We start from the raw sequence: 16,199 nt of genomic DNA on the forward strand, positions 1-16,199 counted from the left end.
ATCCAACAAAAACAATGGTTATCACCTTTGTGTACTGTTCCTATTATCGCAGCATCTTTCAAAAGCTTTTAAATAAAAAACATTTGCCTTTTTAAATAGAGGAATCTGGCGTATCAGCCATTTAGTCTCACCGACAATTCCAGCAAACCATCACACATCTCCTGCAGCTCATTAAACATCCTTGCCACATGGAAACCATCGCACACGGAATGATGGACCTGCACCGCCATAGGCAACAACACTTTCCCATCCTGCTCGTAGTATTTTCCAAACGTGAACATAGGGGAAAAGAAGTTCTTCATGTGCGCAATGTTCATAGTAAAGTTCGTAAACGTTACCCAGGGAATAGACGATACGAAAAAGACATTTTCCCGGGACTCTTCCTTCGGCCAGTAAGAAAGGTTATTGCCGTAGCGCGCAATGTCTTCTGCATAGGTGTTCTGGAAGTGATGAATATTGCCGTCGAAATGGCTCCACAATGACGAAAAGGTCTCTGTTTCAGGGTGGAAAATGGTATAGCTCGGATGAATTTCATTCCATATGACAAGCTCATTATCCTTCATGGCCATACGGAATTCCGGATGTCGGTTCATGATTTTAGAGAGGAGGAAAATAATCGTCGGGTAAAACTTCCAGCCGACCTCTTTGATATGTTTTCGCAGCGCGGTGATGTCGATCAGAACCGTTTGGTTAATTGTACACTCAGCAAATGACTGGAATACTTCAAAATGCTCCTTCCTGGCCCAACGAGATAAATCAACAGGCGTATATTCCGGGGCTGTTTTTTTCATTGTTTAACCTTTGATTATCAATCGCCTAAAGGGTTTTGGGCCAGAAAAAGCCGCGCAACCATTTCAACCGTATCTAATCTTCCTGTCAATCTCAGCCTGTGGTTTTCCGAACAGATATCCCTGCACGAGATCACAGCCTAGCGCCTGAAGACGTTCGAGCTGCGCTTCGGTTTCAACACCTTCTGCAATGACCCTCATATTGAGGCTCTTCGCCATGCCGGTTATCAATTTAACGATATTAAGGGCATCATCCTGCGTGGATATCGGGTTCACAAAGGATTTGTCGATTTTAATTTTATCAAAATTCAGTTCACTCAGACGTGAGAGCGACGAATAACCCGTCCCGAAATCATCGATTGAAATTCTTACACCCAGCGTTCTCAGCTTTTTGAGAATAGTGATCGGCGTGTTGCTGTCGCTGAAGAGCGATGACTCCGTAACCTCTAATTCAAGACGGTTCGCCGGAAGTCCTGTCTCCTTCAGGATGGACTGTACCATTGCCGTAAAGGATTTCGTGCCCAGCTGAACGGGTGAAACGTTCACAGAGATCCTTGCCGGAACCGCCCAGGAAACCGCTTCCCGGCAGGCAAGCTCCAGCACGGTTTTGCCGATTTGGTTGATCATCCCCGTTTTCTCAGCGACGGAAATAAAGTAATCGGGTGACAGTAGCCCCTTCACCGGGTGTATCCAGCGAATAAGCGCTTCATAGCCGTAAATTTCATTGCTGAATGAATCGACAATAGGCTGGTAATAAACAACGAATTCATGGTTATCGATCGCCAGTGCCATATCATGTTCAAGGGTTCTGCTTTCCTGTAACTTTTGCAGCATCCACTGACGGAAAACTTTTATCTGCTGTGAGCCCTCTTTTTTGGCTTCGTAGAGCGCCAGATCGGCAAATTTATAAAGGTAGTCAGAGCGCCGTTCATTATCAGATAAAACGATACCCACACAGGTGGCGATTTTTATCAGCTGGTTATTAATTGTATAGGGCTGGCTGATATGTTCGCTGATTTCTTTGGCGCGCGAAACGGCGGCTGCTTCAGTGAGGCCACTGGAAAGCAGGGCAAACTCGTCTCCGCCCAAACGGTAAAACGTATCAGTGGCGCTGCTCATTGAGGTGAGGCGTCTGGATACCTGATTCAACAGCAAATCTCCGGCATCATGGCCATAGGTATCGTTGACCTCTTTGAAGCGGTCTAAATCAAATAACATCACCGTGACGGGGATATGGTTTTTATCTGCCTTAAGATTAATTTTGTTGAGATCGTCCCAGAAGAAAAGGCGGTTTTTCATGCCGGTGAGGGAGTCATGATAAACATCATACTCAAGCTTCGAGTTCTGAATTTGCAGCGTTTCTTTTGATATCTGAAGTTCATCAGCAAGGCTTTTAACCTGCATGTGCGCTTTGAGAATGTTTTTATTCTGGTAGATCATTAAGAAACCCAGAATAAAGCTTAATATCACCAGTAATAATGAAAGCACCGAATAAATATAATAAAGAATCTGTATTTTATGGTTGGATTCATTAACCGTGTTAATATCTTTCGTCAATGCCGTTGCTGAAAGCTGGCTCAGCGGCGCATCAAGGTCATGCATATTTGTCAGGTATGCCTGTAGCTCTGGGTGGCTCATTTTTTCAAGATGGCTATCCAGATAGGCCAGTATTTTCTCTAAGCGCAAAGCGAGCTCCTGATGCGCTTTATCACTGTCAATATAGCGACCTAAATCTCCCCCTTTCATTAAATCGCTCTGGCTTAGCATAATTTCAAGACGCATGCGGACCTGGTCTATCGTAACGTCATCGGTATCGGTTGCGTATAGACCAAGCCATGATTCAAAACGGTAATACTCTGATACCAGTTGTGCCACGGACCAGGACTCAGTGTATTGAGTCAGTTTTTGCAATTCCTGCTGTCGATCGTAAACAAGAAATGCAATATATCCTGTCGTGATAAAAAGAGAAAAAATGATACCAACCAGTATCCTGTTCATTATGTTCTCCTGAACGACTACTCAATCTTCATTTTGCTAACCTGCCATGCTGATCGTGAGTAATAAATCTGATTATTCAACTCAGGAAGACTGTCATAGGGGTATACAATGAACGATGGGCCTTTATCGCGGATGCGCATATATTCGCCATTGACCTTTAAGGCAAGTATGGCGTTGTATTTTTTAAAGTCACTGAGAGGGATCACGGTAGAGTAATCATTGAGCGCAATAACATTAACGTTAGTTCCCTTCGCACCCACATACTCCATGAGTTTGTTCATTGGAACACCCTCAAACTTCGTACGACCATTATACCAGGGAGATGTCGTCTCGAAACTCACTACTCCGAGTTTTTCAAGGCTGGCGAGATCAAACACTGCTTTTCCATTTTCATTGGTATTTTCTATATTACCGTAAATCGTTAAAATGGGTTTACCAACTGGTTTTGGCAGGTCGCCAGCCCAGGTTACACTTTGTACGAGACAGCATAACAGCAGTAGGGTTAATCGCATTTTGACCTCCACCTTTTGAACATAAGTATAAGAATTATAATTTAGATATCACACGAGTTTATATATTTTGTTGAGGAGTAAGGGGTTTTATCGTTTTTGTTGATACAAACCCATTTTAATCAATGGGTTAGGTGTTGCGGGTGACAGGGTGTTTGATACTAGAGCGACGCTTAACTTTTTGATAAAAGCTAAAATTGCGGGCATAAATGCTCTTCTGTTTAAAAAATAATCGCTTTAATTGATGGATATTAACTTCCGCGACAATTTTAGGATGTCCTTGGCTTTTTGGGGCGCGAATCTGGAGACTAAATACGCACCCCGGTTGTGTCCGTTGTTTCAGGATGACGACGATAAGCGAGAACACGACCATTCTGATGGTGCGTGTCCCATATCGCTTGCCTTACTTCATGTCATCCTGGATGGCTGACGCCGACTTCCCCCCTTTCGCCATGCTGGAAAACACTGCGTCCCGGTAGATCCACGCATGAACGAGTGCGGCAGAGATATGGACCAGCACCACAGCAAAAAGCAACTTTGCCAGAAGGCTATGGGCGTCGTGACACCAGGCATACAGTGCTGGACTGTTCGGGGCAATCGCCGGCAGGTTGACGCCACTAAACATCACAATCGGCAGCCCGGCTGCCGACAGTTGCGCCCAGCCCAGCAGCGGCATTGCCAGCATTAACCCATACAGCATCCAGTGTGATGCCTTTGCTGCAAGCACCTGCCAGACGGGCAAATCAGCAGGAAGTGGGGGCGTCCGGCTGAGGAGCCGGTTGACCAGACGCACCAGTGCCAGCAGTAAAATGGCGACACCCAGCGGCCGGTGCAGGTCGATTAACCAAATCCGGTGATGTAACGACGTCATCATTGCGGCACCGATGAAAAGCATGGCCAGGATCATCACCGCCATCAGCCAATGCAGGCTTCGCGCCAGGATATTGAAATGCTGCGGCGCGTGCTCTCGCATATCTTTATTCGAGCTCATTTTACCTCCTGCTTTTGCACAGCTTCGGTGGCCTTGCCGTAGCCGATTTCCCGCTCACGGCGACTGAAAGAGTGGGAATAGGCAGCGGAACGGGCGTTTAAGATGGGATCATCAGACACTGCAACGCCTGCAGGAACAATCGAAGGGTCAAAGTTAACGTCGCGGCACGCGCCCTCGGATTGTGCTTCGACACGCGTCACTTCCAGCGTGCCGGCAACCATCTGTTTGCGATCGTCCGGCCATGGCTGGGAAGGGTCATCCACCGGATCGCCCCGCTGTGCGAGCTGCAAAACGTAATCCCAATAGAGTGGCTTCTGCGCCAGGCGCTGACGCAGGTTTTCGAACAGGAAGTTGTCATTGGCTTTCTGTCGTTGTTCATCGCTCATAGAAAGGAAAGGCTCGTGCGGACGCATCATCCAGCGAACGGCCTGGCGATCTCCCTGCGAGTTCACAAGATAAAAGGCGTTAATGCTGTAAAACGTCGCGCCCGCGAAGCTGCCGGGCGCGGGTTTTTGTGCCGCCCATTTAAGGTATTTCTCCGCCTCCGGGTACGCTTTCAAAAAGTCTGCGAGACGCTGTGGATCCGGTTTGCCAGTGGCTGCATCGACAGCCGTGGCTTTTCGCAAGGCCAGAAAACCTTCCGGACTGTGCGTGGCGAAGAAAGGCTCGTTGTTCATCGCCATTCGCCATTGCTGCTTGTCATCTGTCTTCAGCAGCAGCGCCATGCTCAGGGTTTTGGTCGTGCTATCCGGGGCATGGGGATCGCCAGTACCAATAGAGAATCGGCCCACCACGGGCACTTCCTGCTGTGAGAAGAGGCGGGAGGTTGAAAGAGAATTTGCCGAGCTGTTTGGCGTAAAGGTGCCAGCAAAGCAGATGCCTTTTCCATGCGCGCGGCGAAAACCCGGCGGGAAGGGTTTCGGTGTTTCACCCACCAGTGCCTGGCTGACCGTGCGTGAACCAAGCCAGCCCGCCGTCCATGCAAAAGCAAATGCCAGCGTACCGGCGACAACGGCGATCGATGCCAGCGCGCCCCAGGTTTTTTTGGATCTCAAATCCAGTTTCGACATAGACGTTTTTCCATAACAAAATATCTTCACATGTCATGCACAACGTATTGCGCGTGACATGTGTTAATACAGTGGCGAATATGGTTTGAGTATAAAAATTAAGGGGCGTAAAGAAAGAATATCACGAAAAGTTTAAACCTTTTCGCCGTCACAAAGGAGGGCTACTTATCACAACGGTAATTGTGGCAGGACAGGTTCTTACTGAGAAATAGTGACGAAATATGTAATTTAAAGTTTTCTATTTCTCAAGCGAGAACGTGTAAGGTTTGTTGTTCCTGACGAATTAGATTCATTGATGTAAATCAGATTATCTCTTTCATTCGCCGCTTATCGTGTGCACACCTTTCCTTAAAACGAATCAAAAAATGAAAAAAAGACCATTCTTGATGGTGCTTTGCGCTGTGTGCTGCTTTTTTGTTGCGGACATCGCTATGGCAAAAAACAGTTCAGTTTCCAGTGAACAGGTTAAAGAGAACGTTATTGCAGAGTCGATCGCATCTTATCCCGGAGTATGCGCCTGTCCTTTTAACCGGGCCAGAAACGGAAGCGCCTGCGGCAGACGCAGCGCATGGAGTAAAGCGGGAGGCTATGCTCCCATTTGTTATAAAAATGAAGTTACGGATGAGATGGTAAAGCAGTGGCGTGAAAATAATAGCTAACCCGCCTCCAGCATCCCAAAGCTCACAATCCGCGCGCGGCCCAGCTCTTTCGCCCGGTACAAGGCCACATCCGCGGCGCGCAGCAGGTTGTCAGTCTGGGCATGTTGCGGGTAGCTGGCAATGCCAATCGACACATCCACCGGCCCAATCTCGGTCAGCCCGTAGCGAAGCGACAGCTCATGCACGCTATTGTAAATCTTCTGCGCGCAGGCGTGCGCCTCTGGTTCATCGGCACCGGGAAGCAGGACCAGAAACTCCTCGCCCCCGTAGCGGAATGCGAGCCCGTTGTCATGTGCGGCCCGCTGAACAATTGACGCCACGCTTTTAATCACCTGATCGCCCGCTTCATGGCCGAAGCGGTCATTGATGCTCTTGAAGTGATCGATGTCGATCATCATGCAGCTTAACGGCTCGCCGGTGCGCATCGCCTGTGCCGTTTGGGTTTGCAGCGTATCTTCCAGATGATGACGATTACGCAGGCCGGTGAGCGGGTCGAACAAGGCTTTTTCCAGCAGCGCGTCGCGCAGACGCTGGTTGGCCAGCGCCAGACCGAGCGCTTCGGCCATCAGTTCCAGATAGGCGCGGGATGGGGCGTTGTCCGCCGTAATATTCTGGAATGAGAGCAGGCCAATGGCCTCGCCCTGGGCGATAAGCGGCACGCACAGCGAGCTTTCAGCTTGCGATGCCGGAAGATGGTAGCAGGCGATATCCGGCTCACCGTTTACCGGCGGGTGGCTCTGCCCGCGGCGCACGGCCCAGCACTCGTCCGGGTGGAAGCTCGTCTCTTCACCAACCGGTGAAAGCCAGTGTGCGACGCAGCGCATCTGCCATGGCTCCCGGTCAAGGACGTAAAGTCGCCCCGCGATCCCCGGCGCGATATTAGGCGCAAACAGCTCCGCCACGTTAATCACATCGTTAAAGTTCTCACACCCCTGCAGCCGCTGGGTCATGCGCGCCAGCAGCTCGCGGATGGCCCAGTCGGCATCGCGCTCTTTTTCCAGACGCTGTCGCGCCAGGCCGTTTTCGCGGAAGATGCGGATGGCCTGGGCCATATCGCCAATCTCATCAATCTGGTTGAAATTGGGCGTTTCAACCGCGTAATCCTGGGATGCCAGGCGGTGCACCACGTCGCTCAGGCGCACCACGGGGCGCAGCACGCGGCGCTTTAATATAAAGCCGAGAACAAACAGGAACAGCAGGGCGGTCAGGCCGACCATCAGCTCAGAGGCCGTACGCAGCGCTTTCGATGTTTTTGTCGCGTCCTGAACGGAGGCGATGACGCGTTTGTCGAGTATCTGGCGGAAGTGATCGAGCTGGTTCTGCGCGCGCTCCAGCTCCTGCTCATAGGGCGCACCGTAGAGTAGCGCAACGGCCTGCGCGTCTTCTCCTCGCTCAAGGCTGGAAAGGGCGGTTTGCTGTTCGTCCTGCAGCTCATCGACGATCTTTATTCCTTCATGCAGCAGGGCCAGTTCTTCATCCGATGCGCCGTTATCCTGCAACTTTTCCAGCCGAAGCTCGATGCTCTTCAGGCTGTTTTCCGCCTGGTTATATTCCTTGAGAACCTGAGGATCTTTTTTAATGACGTACAGCCGTGCTAAATCAGATTGGGCCCAGATATCGGTTTCGATATCTTCCGTGAGCTGATCAAATTTCTGCCGTTGTTCAACGGCCTGACGCTCGAGGGTATCAGCGCTGGACGCCATCAGCATGATGATGCCGGAGGCGATGGTCAGGCAGACCGTGGCACCATAGGCCCAGTTTGTTATCGTCGCGATTCGCACCTGATGATCCTTTTACGACATGAGTAGGATGGCGTTCTTTCAAATTATAGAAAACGTTTGATTTAAGGCGAAAAAAAAGGCGACACAGCGCCGCCTGGTGTGATCTATATCGTCACATCCTCACAATTCTGGAGGATTTTTTCCTTCTTCGATGAAGTCGGGGTCCAGCTCTTCGGCGTTACCTTCGTGATCGCGCCCTGAGAAGAGGTTCCAGCAGGCGATAAACAGCGCGGCAATGAGCGGCCCAATCACAAAGCCGTTAATGCCGTACAGCTCCATGCCGCCGAGGGTGGAGATCAGAATCAGGTAGTCCGGCATTTTGGTGTCTTTCCCGACCAGCAGCGGGCGCAGGATATTGTCCACCAGCCCGACGATAATCACGAAGAAGCCGACAATAAACAGCCCTTGCCAAAGCTGATGGGTGGCGAACAGGAAGATGGCGGCGGGAACCCAGACAATCGCCGAGCCGATGGCGGGCACCAGCGAGAGGAAGGCCATCAGCGCCCCCCAGAGCACGCTACCGTCAATACCGGCAATAGCAAACGCAATCCCGCCGAGGATGCCCTGAACCACCGCCACCGCCGCCGTACCTTTTACCGTGGCTCGCGACACGCCGACGAATTTGGCGAACAGGTGCTGTTTGGCGAAATCAGACAGCGGCAGGGAGTCAAGGATCTGGCGCACCAGATACGGGCCGTCTTTCAGCAGGAAGAACAGCAGATAAAGCATGATGCCGAAGCTAATCGCAAAGCCAAACGTGCCCTTGCCAATCAGGAACGCGCTGCCGGCGAGATATTGCCCGCCCTGCAGGGCGACATCAGAGAGTTTTTTCTGGATCTGCGCCGCGTTGGTCAGGTTGTGATCCGCCAGGAAGCCGCTGGCCCAGTCAGGCAGATGGTTGAAGATGCTCGCCACCACTTCCGGAAACTGGGTGTTGTTCTCCTGAAGCTTCGTGTAAACCACGTTCAGCTCAATGGCAAGCGAGGAGAGGATAACCATCAATGGTATAAAGACGATCAGGCAGATAATGCCAATGGTCAACAGCGAGGCGAGCCCGTTGCGATCCCCCAGCGCGGCGCGCAGCCTGTTTTTTACCGGATTGAAGATGACGGTCAGAATGGCGGCCCACAGTATCGCGGAGAAGTAGGGCGACAGTATGTCGAAGAAGGCCCAGGTGACGAGGGCGAGAATAAAAATGAAGAAACCTTTGGTCAGTCCATTAAAGCGCATAGTGATTCCTGGTAACGAATAAGCAGAGTCGACTATAGAACTGATTTGAGGATTTACCAATAATTCTGCCGCCGGCGTGCCGGGCGATGGCTTCGCGCCAGACCCGGCATACAGACCTCAATAATGTGTTATGTTTTGATGAGATTTTAAACAGCTCAGGACGACAGCATGGAAAAGGTCTTTTCAGGTGGGTGCTTATGCGGCGCGGTTCGCTTTACCGCTGCGAATGGGGGCAATGTGCACACCTGCTCGTGCGATATCTGTCAGAAACACACCGGCGCACAAACCGTCGTATGGATTGAGTTCCCGGCGGAAAACGTGCAGTGGATCGGTCCGGGCGGACGTCCGGCGACATGGCGATCGTCGGACTACTCCAGCCGGGCGTTTTGCCCCACCTGCGGCAGTTCAATTGGCGCGATTGATGATTCACCCACCATTGCCTTTTTTACTGGCGTGTTTGACGATTCGGATCAGTCGGAGTTTGCCCCGGAAAATCACTCCTTCTACGACATGATGCCTGCCTGGTGGCGACATACCATGAGGGAAGCGTAAAAGTATGATCCGAGGGTTCATCGTTACCACTTTCGACTGACCGAAGATCGCCTTTTCCCGCTCCATGCTGTAAGTATCTGCTTGCGGAGGTGCTTATGGCCTGGCGTCCGATTCTCTATGTGATCCTCACTACCCACCCCAGACTCAGCGCGAGGCGTGCCCGTTTGCGTCTGGTCATCTAGCTTTTTATTAACAATCGCGGTATAACACACCTTCTTTGGATGTTTAGATGTCCATACGTATAGAAGGTAATATGCAAACACAACAAGAAAATGGGCAGCTCAAGCGCACCATGAAAACACGCCACCTGATTATGCTCTCGCTGGGTGGTGTGATTGGGACAGGGTTATTCTTCAATACCGGATACATCATTTCAACGACCGGGGCGGCGGGCACGCTGCTGGCGTACCTGATAGGCGCGCTGGTGGTCTGGCTGGTGATGCAGTGTCTGGGCGAGCTTTCCGTGGCGATGCCGGAAACCGGCGCGTTCCACGTCTATGCTGCCCGCTATCTTGGCCCGGCGACGGGCTACACCGTGGCGTGGCTCTACTGGCTCACCTGGACGGTGGCGCTCGGCTCCAGCTTCACCGCCGCGGGGTTCTGCATGCAGTACTGGTTCCCGCAGGTGCCCGTCTGGGCCTGGTGCGTGGTCTTCTGCGTGGTGATTTTTGGCCTGAACGTCATCTCTACGCGCTTCTTTGCGGAAGGCGAATTCTGGTTCTCCCTGGTGAAAGTCATCACCATCATCGCCTTTATTATCCTTGGCGGGGCGGCGGTCTTTGGCTTTATCCCGATGCAGGACGGTTCCCCCGCGCCGGGCTTAAGCAACATCACTGCCGAAGGCTGGTTCCCGCACGGCGGCCTGCCGATCCTGATGACCATGGTGGCGGTGAACTTTGCCTTCTCCGGGACGGAACTCATCGGCATCGCGGCGGGCGAAACGGAAAATCCGCACAAGGTGATTCCGGTTGCGATCCGCACCACCATTGCGCGCCTGATTATCTTCTTTATCGGCACCGTGTTTGTGCTGGCGGCGCTGATCCCGATGCAGCAGGCGGGCGTGGAAAAGAGCCCGTTCGTGCTGGTGTTTGAAAAGGTTGGTATTCCTTACGCGGCAGACATCGTTAACTTCGTGATCCTGACGGCGATCCTCTCGGCGGCGAACTCGGGCCTGTACGCTTCCGGGCGCATGCTGTGGTCGCTGTCGAATGAGAAAACGCTGCCGCGCTGCTTTGCCCGCGTGAACAAAAACGGCGTGCCGCTGACGGCGCTCTCGGTTTCTATGCTCGGCGGCGTGCTGGCGCTGTTCTCCAGCGTCGTGGCCCCGGACACGGTGTTTGTCGCGCTTTCGGCGATTTCTGGCTTTGCGGTGGTGGCGGTGTGGATCAGCATCTGCGCGTCGCACTTCGTTTTCCGTCGCCGTCATCTGCAGTCCGGGCAGCCGCTCTCTGCGCTGCAGTACCGCGCGCCGTGGTATCCGCTGGTGCCGGTGCTCGGTTTTATCCTCTGCGTGGTGGCCTGTGTCGGCCTGTGGTTTGACCCGAGCCAGCGCATTGCCCTTTATTGCGGGCTTCCGTTTGTCGCCCTGTGTTATGGTGCGTACTACCTGACCCGAAATATGACATCGCAGGAGCCTGAACATGTCGCAGAATAACCCGCTTACCGCCATCCTTGAAAAACAGCCGTTTGTGGTGCTGGATGGCGCGATGGCGACGGAGCTGGAAGCGCGCGGCTGTAACCTGGCAGACAGCCTCTGGTCAGCCAAAGTGCTGGTGGAAAACCCGGAACTCATTCGCGAAGTGCATCTCGATTACTACCGCGCGGGGGCACAGGTGGCGATCACCGCCAGCTATCAGGCCACGCCTGCGGGCTTTGCGGCGCGCGGTCTGGACGAGGCGCAGTCCCGCGCACTGATCGGTAAAAGCGTGGAGCTGGCGCGTAAGGCGCGCGAAGCGTATCTGGCCGAAAACCCGCACGCGGGCACGCTGCTGGTGGCGGGATCCGTTGGGCCGTATGGCGCGTATCTGGCGGATGGCTCAGAGTATCGCGGCGACTACGTGCGCAGCGCCGGGGAGTTTACTGCCTTCCACCGCCCGCGCGTGGAAGCGCTGCTGGATGCGGGCGCTGACCTGCTGGCCTGCGAAACGCTGCCTTCGTTTGTGGAGATCAAGGCGCTGGCGGCGCTTCTGGCCGGGTACCCCCGCGCCCGGGCGTGGTTCTCCTTTACCCTGCGCGACAGCGAACACCTGAGCGACGGCACGCCGCTGCGTGAGGTGGTCAGCGCGCTGGCAAACTCTCCGCAGATTGTCGCGCTGGGCATTAACTGCATCGCCCTGGAAAACACTACGGCGGCGCTGAAGCATCTGCAAAGCCTGACGTCGCTGCCGCTGGTGGTCTATCCGAACTCGGGCGAGCATTATGACGCGGTAACCAAAACCTGGCACCACCACGGCGAAGCGTGCGAGACGCTGGTAGGGTATCTGCCGCAGTGGCTTGATGCTGGGGCTAGGCTGATTGGCGGATGCTGTCGGACCACGCCGAAAGACATTGCTGAGCTGAACGCGCAGCGCTGATGCCCTCACCTTGATCCCCTCCCACGAGGCTGAGGGATCCCCACATAATAATACCTCCACGGACGGCTCCCTCTCCCTCAAGGGAGAGGGCTGGGGTGAGGGGGAACATACGGCTGTGGTGGTCATTCCGTTCACTTCATGTTCCTTGCTACTTTGTAACGACATGGCCTGTGAACGTGCCAGGGCGGCTCAATCGCCGCCGCCCTGGCGACCCGGGCTCCCGGCGGTAAATCGCCGCTTCGCGGTGCCCTCAGCTTATTCCTTCAGGCTATCGGGTCGGGCATGAGCCTGCATCCCTGCAGGCCACGCCCTCTCGGCGCATCCGTGCGCCTCGCCCCGGCCTTACGGAAACGCTTCGGCGATTTACAGCCGGACCGAAACATCGCTTTAAGCCATTTATTTTCCAGATACCACATGCATCGCTTCAGGTGAAAAAATTACTGGGTAACCCTCCGCCCACGGGGAGAGGGAAAAAAACGAACCGCACAAAATTCGCTATCCTTTCCCGCTTTTTATCTAAAAACGAATCGTTATGAGCGATTCATTTTTATTCCTTTATCAAAATTCCCGCGCCGGAAATACTGCCCTCATAACAACAAGGGGAGCAGGCACTATGGCAATTTCATCGCGAATCACACTTCTCGGCGCACTGGCGCTGTGGGCATTTCAGGCGCAGGCGGTGGACGTCACCGTCGCGTATCAAACTTCTGCGGAACCGGCGAAAGTCGCGCAGGCGGACAACACCTTTGCCAAAGAGAGCGGCGCGAAAGTCGACTGGCGCAAGTTCGACAGCGGGGCGTCCGTCGTGCGTGCGTTAGCCTCCGGCGACGTGCAGATCGGCAATATCGGCTCCAGCCCGCTGGCGGTTGCGGCCAGCCAGCAGGTGCCGATCGAGGTTTTCCTGCTCGCCTCGCAGCTCGGTAACTCTGAAGCGCTGGTGGTGAAGAAGAACATCACCAAACCGGAAGATCTGATCGGCAAACGTATCGCCGTGCCGTTTATCTCCACCACCCACTACAGCCTGCTGGCGGCGCTCAAACACTGGGGCATCAAGCCGGGTCAGGTACAAATCATCAACCTGCAGCCGCCGGCGATTATCGCCGCCTGGCAGCGCGGGGATATTGACGGGGCTTACGTCTGGGCTCCGGCAGTGAACGAACTGGAAAAAGACGGCACCGTGCTGACCGACTCTGAAAAAGTGGGCCAGTGGGGCGCACCAACCCTCGACGTGTGGGTCGTGCGCAAAGACTTTGCCGAGAAACATCCTGAGGTGGTGAAAGCCTTCGCCAAAAGCGCGATTGACGCCCAGCAGCCGTATATCAGCAACCCGGATGAATGGCTGAAGCAGCCCGCCAACCTGGAAAAACTCTCCCGCCTGAGCGGCGTGCCGGAAGCGGACGTGCCGGGGCTGGTGAAAGGCAATACCTATCTGACCCCCGCGCAGCAGGTGCAGCAGCTGACCGGGCCGGTGAACAAAGCGATTGTGGATACCGCCACCTTCCTGAAAGAGCAGGGCAAAGTGCCTGCGGTAGCGGCGGATTACAGCCAGTACGTGACCGATCGTTTTGTGAAATAAGGAGTACGCCATGCTGAATATTACGAACCTGTACGCCGATTACGGCGGGAAACCCGCGCTGGAGGATATCAACCTGACGCTGGACAGCGGTGAGCTGCTGGTGGTGCTGGGCCCGTCCGGGTGCGGAAAAACCACGCTGCTGAATCTGATCGCCGGGTTTGTCCCTTATCAGCATGGCACTATTCAACTGGAAGGCAAAAAGGTGGAAGGCCCGGGCGCCGAGCGCGGCGTGGTCTTCCAGAACGAAGGGTTGCTTCCCTGGCGCAACGTGCAGGAAAACGTGGCGTTTGGGCTACAGCTTGCGGGCATCAACCGCGAACAGCGGCTGGAAACGGCGCGGGCGATGCTGAAAAAAGTGGGGCTGGAAGGGGCGGAAAAACGCTTTATCTGGCAGCTTTCCGGCGGCCAGCGGCAGCGCGTCGGTATTGCCCGCGCGCTGGCCGCGAATCCGCAGCTGTTGCTGCTGGACGAGCCGTTCGGGGCGCTGGATGCCTTCACCCGCGAGCAGATGCAAACCCTGCTGCTGCGCCTGTGGCACGAGACGGGCAAGCAGGTGCTGTTGATTACCCACGATATCGAAGAGGCGGTGTTTATGGCGACGGAGCTGGTGCTGCTCTCGCCGGGGCCGGGCCGCGTGCTGGAGCGCTTGCCGCTGGATTTCGCCCGCCGCTACGTCGCGGGAGAGCCCGTGCGCAGCATCAAATCCGATCCGCTGTTTATCGAACAGCGTGAATACGTCTTAAGCCGCGTGTTTGAACAACGGGAGGCTTTCTCATGAGCATCGTCTTCAGTGAAAAAACGCGCCGCACGCGTCTGGCGCTGCGCTGGCCTTTCTCGCGCCAAATCACGTTGAGCGTCGGTACGCTGCTGGTACTGCTGGCGGTGTGGTGGGCGGTTGCTGCCCAGCAGTGGGTCAGCCCGCTGTTTCTGCCGCCGCCGGGCCAGGTGCTGGCCAAACTCATTACCATCGCCGGGCCGCAGGGCTTTATGGATGCCACGCTCTGGCAGCATCTTGGAGCCAGTCTGGCGCGTATTCTGGTGGCGCTGCTGGCAGCGGTAATTATCGGGATACCGGTCGGGATCGCGATGGGCTTAAGCCCGACGGTGCGCGGTATTCTCGATCCGCTGATTGAGCTTTACCGCCCGGTGCCGCCGCTGGCCTATCTGCCGCTGATGGTGATCTGGTTTGGCATCGGTGAAACGTCAAAAATCCTGCTGATTTATCTGGCGATTTTCGCCCCGGTTGCCATGTCGGCGCTGGCGGGCGTGAAGAGCGCCCAGCAGGTGCGGATCCGCGCGGCGCAGTCGCTGGGGGCCAGCCGCACGCAGGTGCTGCTGTTCGTGATTTTACCGGGCGCGCTGCCGGAAATTTTAACCGGGCTGCGCATCGGCCTCGGCGTGGGCTGGTCCACGCTGGTGGCGGCAGAGCTGATTGCGGCCACGCGCGGCCTTGGGTTTATGGTGCAGTCGGCGGGAGAGTTCCTGGCGACTGACGTGGTGCTGGCAGGGATCGCGGTGATCGCCGCGATCGCCTTCGGATTAGAACTGGGGCTGCGCGCGTTACAGCGCCGCCTTACGCCCTGGCATGGAGAAATACAATGAGTGAACGTCTGACTATTACCCCGCTGGGGCCGTACATTGGCGCGCAGGTGTCGGGCCTGGATGTGACCCGTCCGCTGAGCGATAACCAGTTCGAGCAGCTGTACCACGCGGTGCTGCGTCATCAGGTTGTTTTCCTGCGCGAACAGGCGATCACCCCGCAGCAGCAACGCGCGCTGGCCCTGCGCTTTGGCGATCTGCATATCCACCCTGTCTATCCGCATGCGGAGGGGGTGGAGGAGATTATCGTTCTGGATACCCACAACGATAACCCGCCGGACAACGACAACTGGCATACCGATGTGACCTTTATCGAGACGCCGCCCGCCGGGGCGATTCTGGCGGCGAAGCTGCTGCCGGAAACCGGGGGGGATACGCTGTGGACCAGCGGGATTGCGGCGTATGAGGCGCTCTCCGCGCCGTTCCGGACGCTGCTGAGCGGGCTGCGGGCGGAGCACGACTTCAAAAAATCGTTCCAGGAGTACAAGTACCGCAAAACGGAAGAGGAGCATCAGCGCTGGCAGGAGGCGGTTGCGAAACATCCTCCGCTGCTGCACCCGGTGGTGCGGACCCATCCGGTCACCGGCAAGCAGGCGCTGTTCGTGAACGAAGGGTTCACGACGCGCATTGTGGATGTGACGGAGAAAGAGAGCGAGGCGCTGTTAAGCTTCCTCTTCGCGCATATCACCAGGCCGGAGTTTCAGGTGCGCTGGCGCTGGCAGGAGAATGACCTGGCGATCTGGGATAACCGCGTGACGCAGCACTACGCCAATGCGGACTATCTTCCGCAGCGCCGGATTATGCAGCGGGCGACGATCCTGGGGGATAAGCCGTTCTACCGTGCGCCTTGATCCCCTCACCCTAACCCTCTCC

At 55.1% G+C, this 16,199-nt stretch carries 15 protein-coding genes; 8 read left to right on the plus strand and 7 right to left on the minus strand.

Features of this window, described 5'->3' with window-relative positions:
• Positions 1-113 precede the first annotated feature (113 nt).
• The 5 genes from catA to IM317_RS07845 all read right to left on the minus strand — a co-directional run bounded on the left by catA (position 114) and on the right by IM317_RS07845 (position 5,356).
• Complete coding sequence (gene catA / locus IM317_RS07825) at positions 114-791, minus strand: type A chloramphenicol O-acetyltransferase (protein WP_033144725.1); 678 nt, start codon at positions 789-791, stop codon at positions 114-116.
• Positions 792-854: 63 nt separating this feature from the next.
• A complete protein-coding gene (locus IM317_RS07830; protein WP_033144726.1) occupies positions 855-2,786 on the minus strand; it encodes a bifunctional diguanylate cyclase/phosphodiesterase in 1,932 nt (643 codons plus the stop codon).
• A gap of 17 nt (positions 2,787-2,803) precedes the next feature.
• Entirely contained in the window at positions 2,804-3,298 is a 495-nt protein-coding gene (locus IM317_RS07835) for a molybdopterin-dependent oxidoreductase (protein ID WP_039263874.1), read from the minus strand.
• A gap of 400 nt (positions 3,299-3,698) precedes the next feature.
• Positions 3,699-4,286: a cytochrome b gene (locus tag IM317_RS07840; RefSeq protein ID WP_045143162.1), complete on the minus strand. Its 588-nt coding sequence runs from the start codon at positions 4,284-4,286 to the stop codon at positions 3,699-3,701.
• On the minus strand, positions 4,283-5,356 hold the full coding sequence (locus tag IM317_RS07845; RefSeq protein ID WP_033144727.1) for a catalase family peroxidase: 1,074 nt from the start codon (positions 5,354-5,356) through the stop codon (positions 4,283-4,285). Before IM317_RS07845 ends, IM317_RS07840 begins: the two co-directional genes overlap by 4 nt.
• 365 nt (positions 5,357-5,721) lie before the next feature.
• Between IM317_RS07845 and IM317_RS07850 the strand changes: the two genes are divergently transcribed.
• Positions 5,722-6,015: a hypothetical protein gene (locus IM317_RS07850; protein ID WP_071884809.1), complete on the plus strand. Its 294-nt coding sequence runs from the start codon at positions 5,722-5,724 to the stop codon at positions 6,013-6,015.
• Here the strand turns inward: IM317_RS07850 and IM317_RS07855 are convergent.
• Both IM317_RS07855 and IM317_RS07860 read right to left on the minus strand, forming a co-directional pair.
• Entirely contained in the window at positions 6,012-7,796 is a 1,785-nt protein-coding gene (locus IM317_RS07855; RefSeq protein WP_033144728.1) for a diguanylate cyclase, read from the minus strand. The two genes, IM317_RS07850 and IM317_RS07855, sit on opposite strands and share 4 nt — an antisense overlap.
• Before the next feature lie 120 nt (positions 7,797-7,916).
• Entirely contained in the window at positions 7,917-9,026 is a 1,110-nt protein-coding gene (locus tag IM317_RS07860; protein WP_033144729.1) for an AI-2E family transporter, read from the minus strand.
• 168 nt (positions 9,027-9,194) lie between these two features.
• Between IM317_RS07860 and IM317_RS07865 the strand changes: the two genes are divergently transcribed.
• The 7 genes from IM317_RS07865 (at position 9,195) to tauD (ending at position 16,177) form a co-directional block, all read left to right on the plus strand.
• Entirely contained in the window at positions 9,195-9,578 is a 384-nt protein-coding gene (locus IM317_RS07865; protein WP_033144730.1) for a GFA family protein, read from the plus strand.
• A gap of 253 nt (positions 9,579-9,831) precedes the next feature.
• Positions 9,832-11,232: an S-methylmethionine permease gene (mmuP, locus tag IM317_RS07870; protein ID WP_023334652.1), complete on the plus strand. Its 1,401-nt coding sequence runs from the start codon at positions 9,832-9,834 to the stop codon at positions 11,230-11,232.
• Entirely contained in the window at positions 11,219-12,151 is a 933-nt protein-coding gene (mmuM, locus tag IM317_RS07875) for a homocysteine S-methyltransferase (RefSeq protein WP_033144731.1), read from the plus strand. Before mmuP ends, mmuM begins: the two co-directional genes overlap by 14 nt.
• 613 nt (positions 12,152-12,764) lie before the next feature.
• On the plus strand, positions 12,765-13,727 hold the full coding sequence (gene tauA / locus IM317_RS07880; protein WP_023293188.1) for a taurine ABC transporter substrate-binding protein: 963 nt from the start codon (positions 12,765-12,767) through the stop codon (positions 13,725-13,727).
• Positions 13,728-13,737: 10 nt separating this feature from the next.
• Positions 13,738-14,505 carry a taurine ABC transporter ATP-binding subunit gene (gene tauB, locus IM317_RS07885; RefSeq protein WP_023334655.1) on the plus strand — a complete coding sequence of 256 codons (768 nt, stop codon included), beginning with the start codon at positions 13,738-13,740 and terminating at the stop codon, positions 14,503-14,505.
• Positions 14,502-15,329, plus strand: a complete 828-nt coding sequence (gene tauC, locus IM317_RS07890) for a taurine ABC transporter permease TauC (RefSeq protein ID WP_010427972.1) — start codon at positions 14,502-14,504, stop codon at positions 15,327-15,329. Before tauB ends, tauC begins: the two co-directional genes overlap by 4 nt.
• On the plus strand, positions 15,326-16,177 hold the full coding sequence (gene tauD / locus IM317_RS07895; RefSeq protein WP_033144732.1) for a taurine dioxygenase: 852 nt from the start codon (positions 15,326-15,328) through the stop codon (positions 16,175-16,177). The genes tauC and tauD overlap by 4 nt, the downstream gene beginning before the upstream one ends.
• The last annotated feature ends 22 nt before the right edge of the window (positions 16,178-16,199 follow it).

Origin of the sequence: Enterobacter cloacae complex sp. S3 (assembly GCF_014930495.1) — a bacterium.
Lineage (GTDB): Bacteria > Pseudomonadota > Gammaproteobacteria > Enterobacterales > Enterobacteriaceae > Enterobacter > Enterobacter asburiae_B.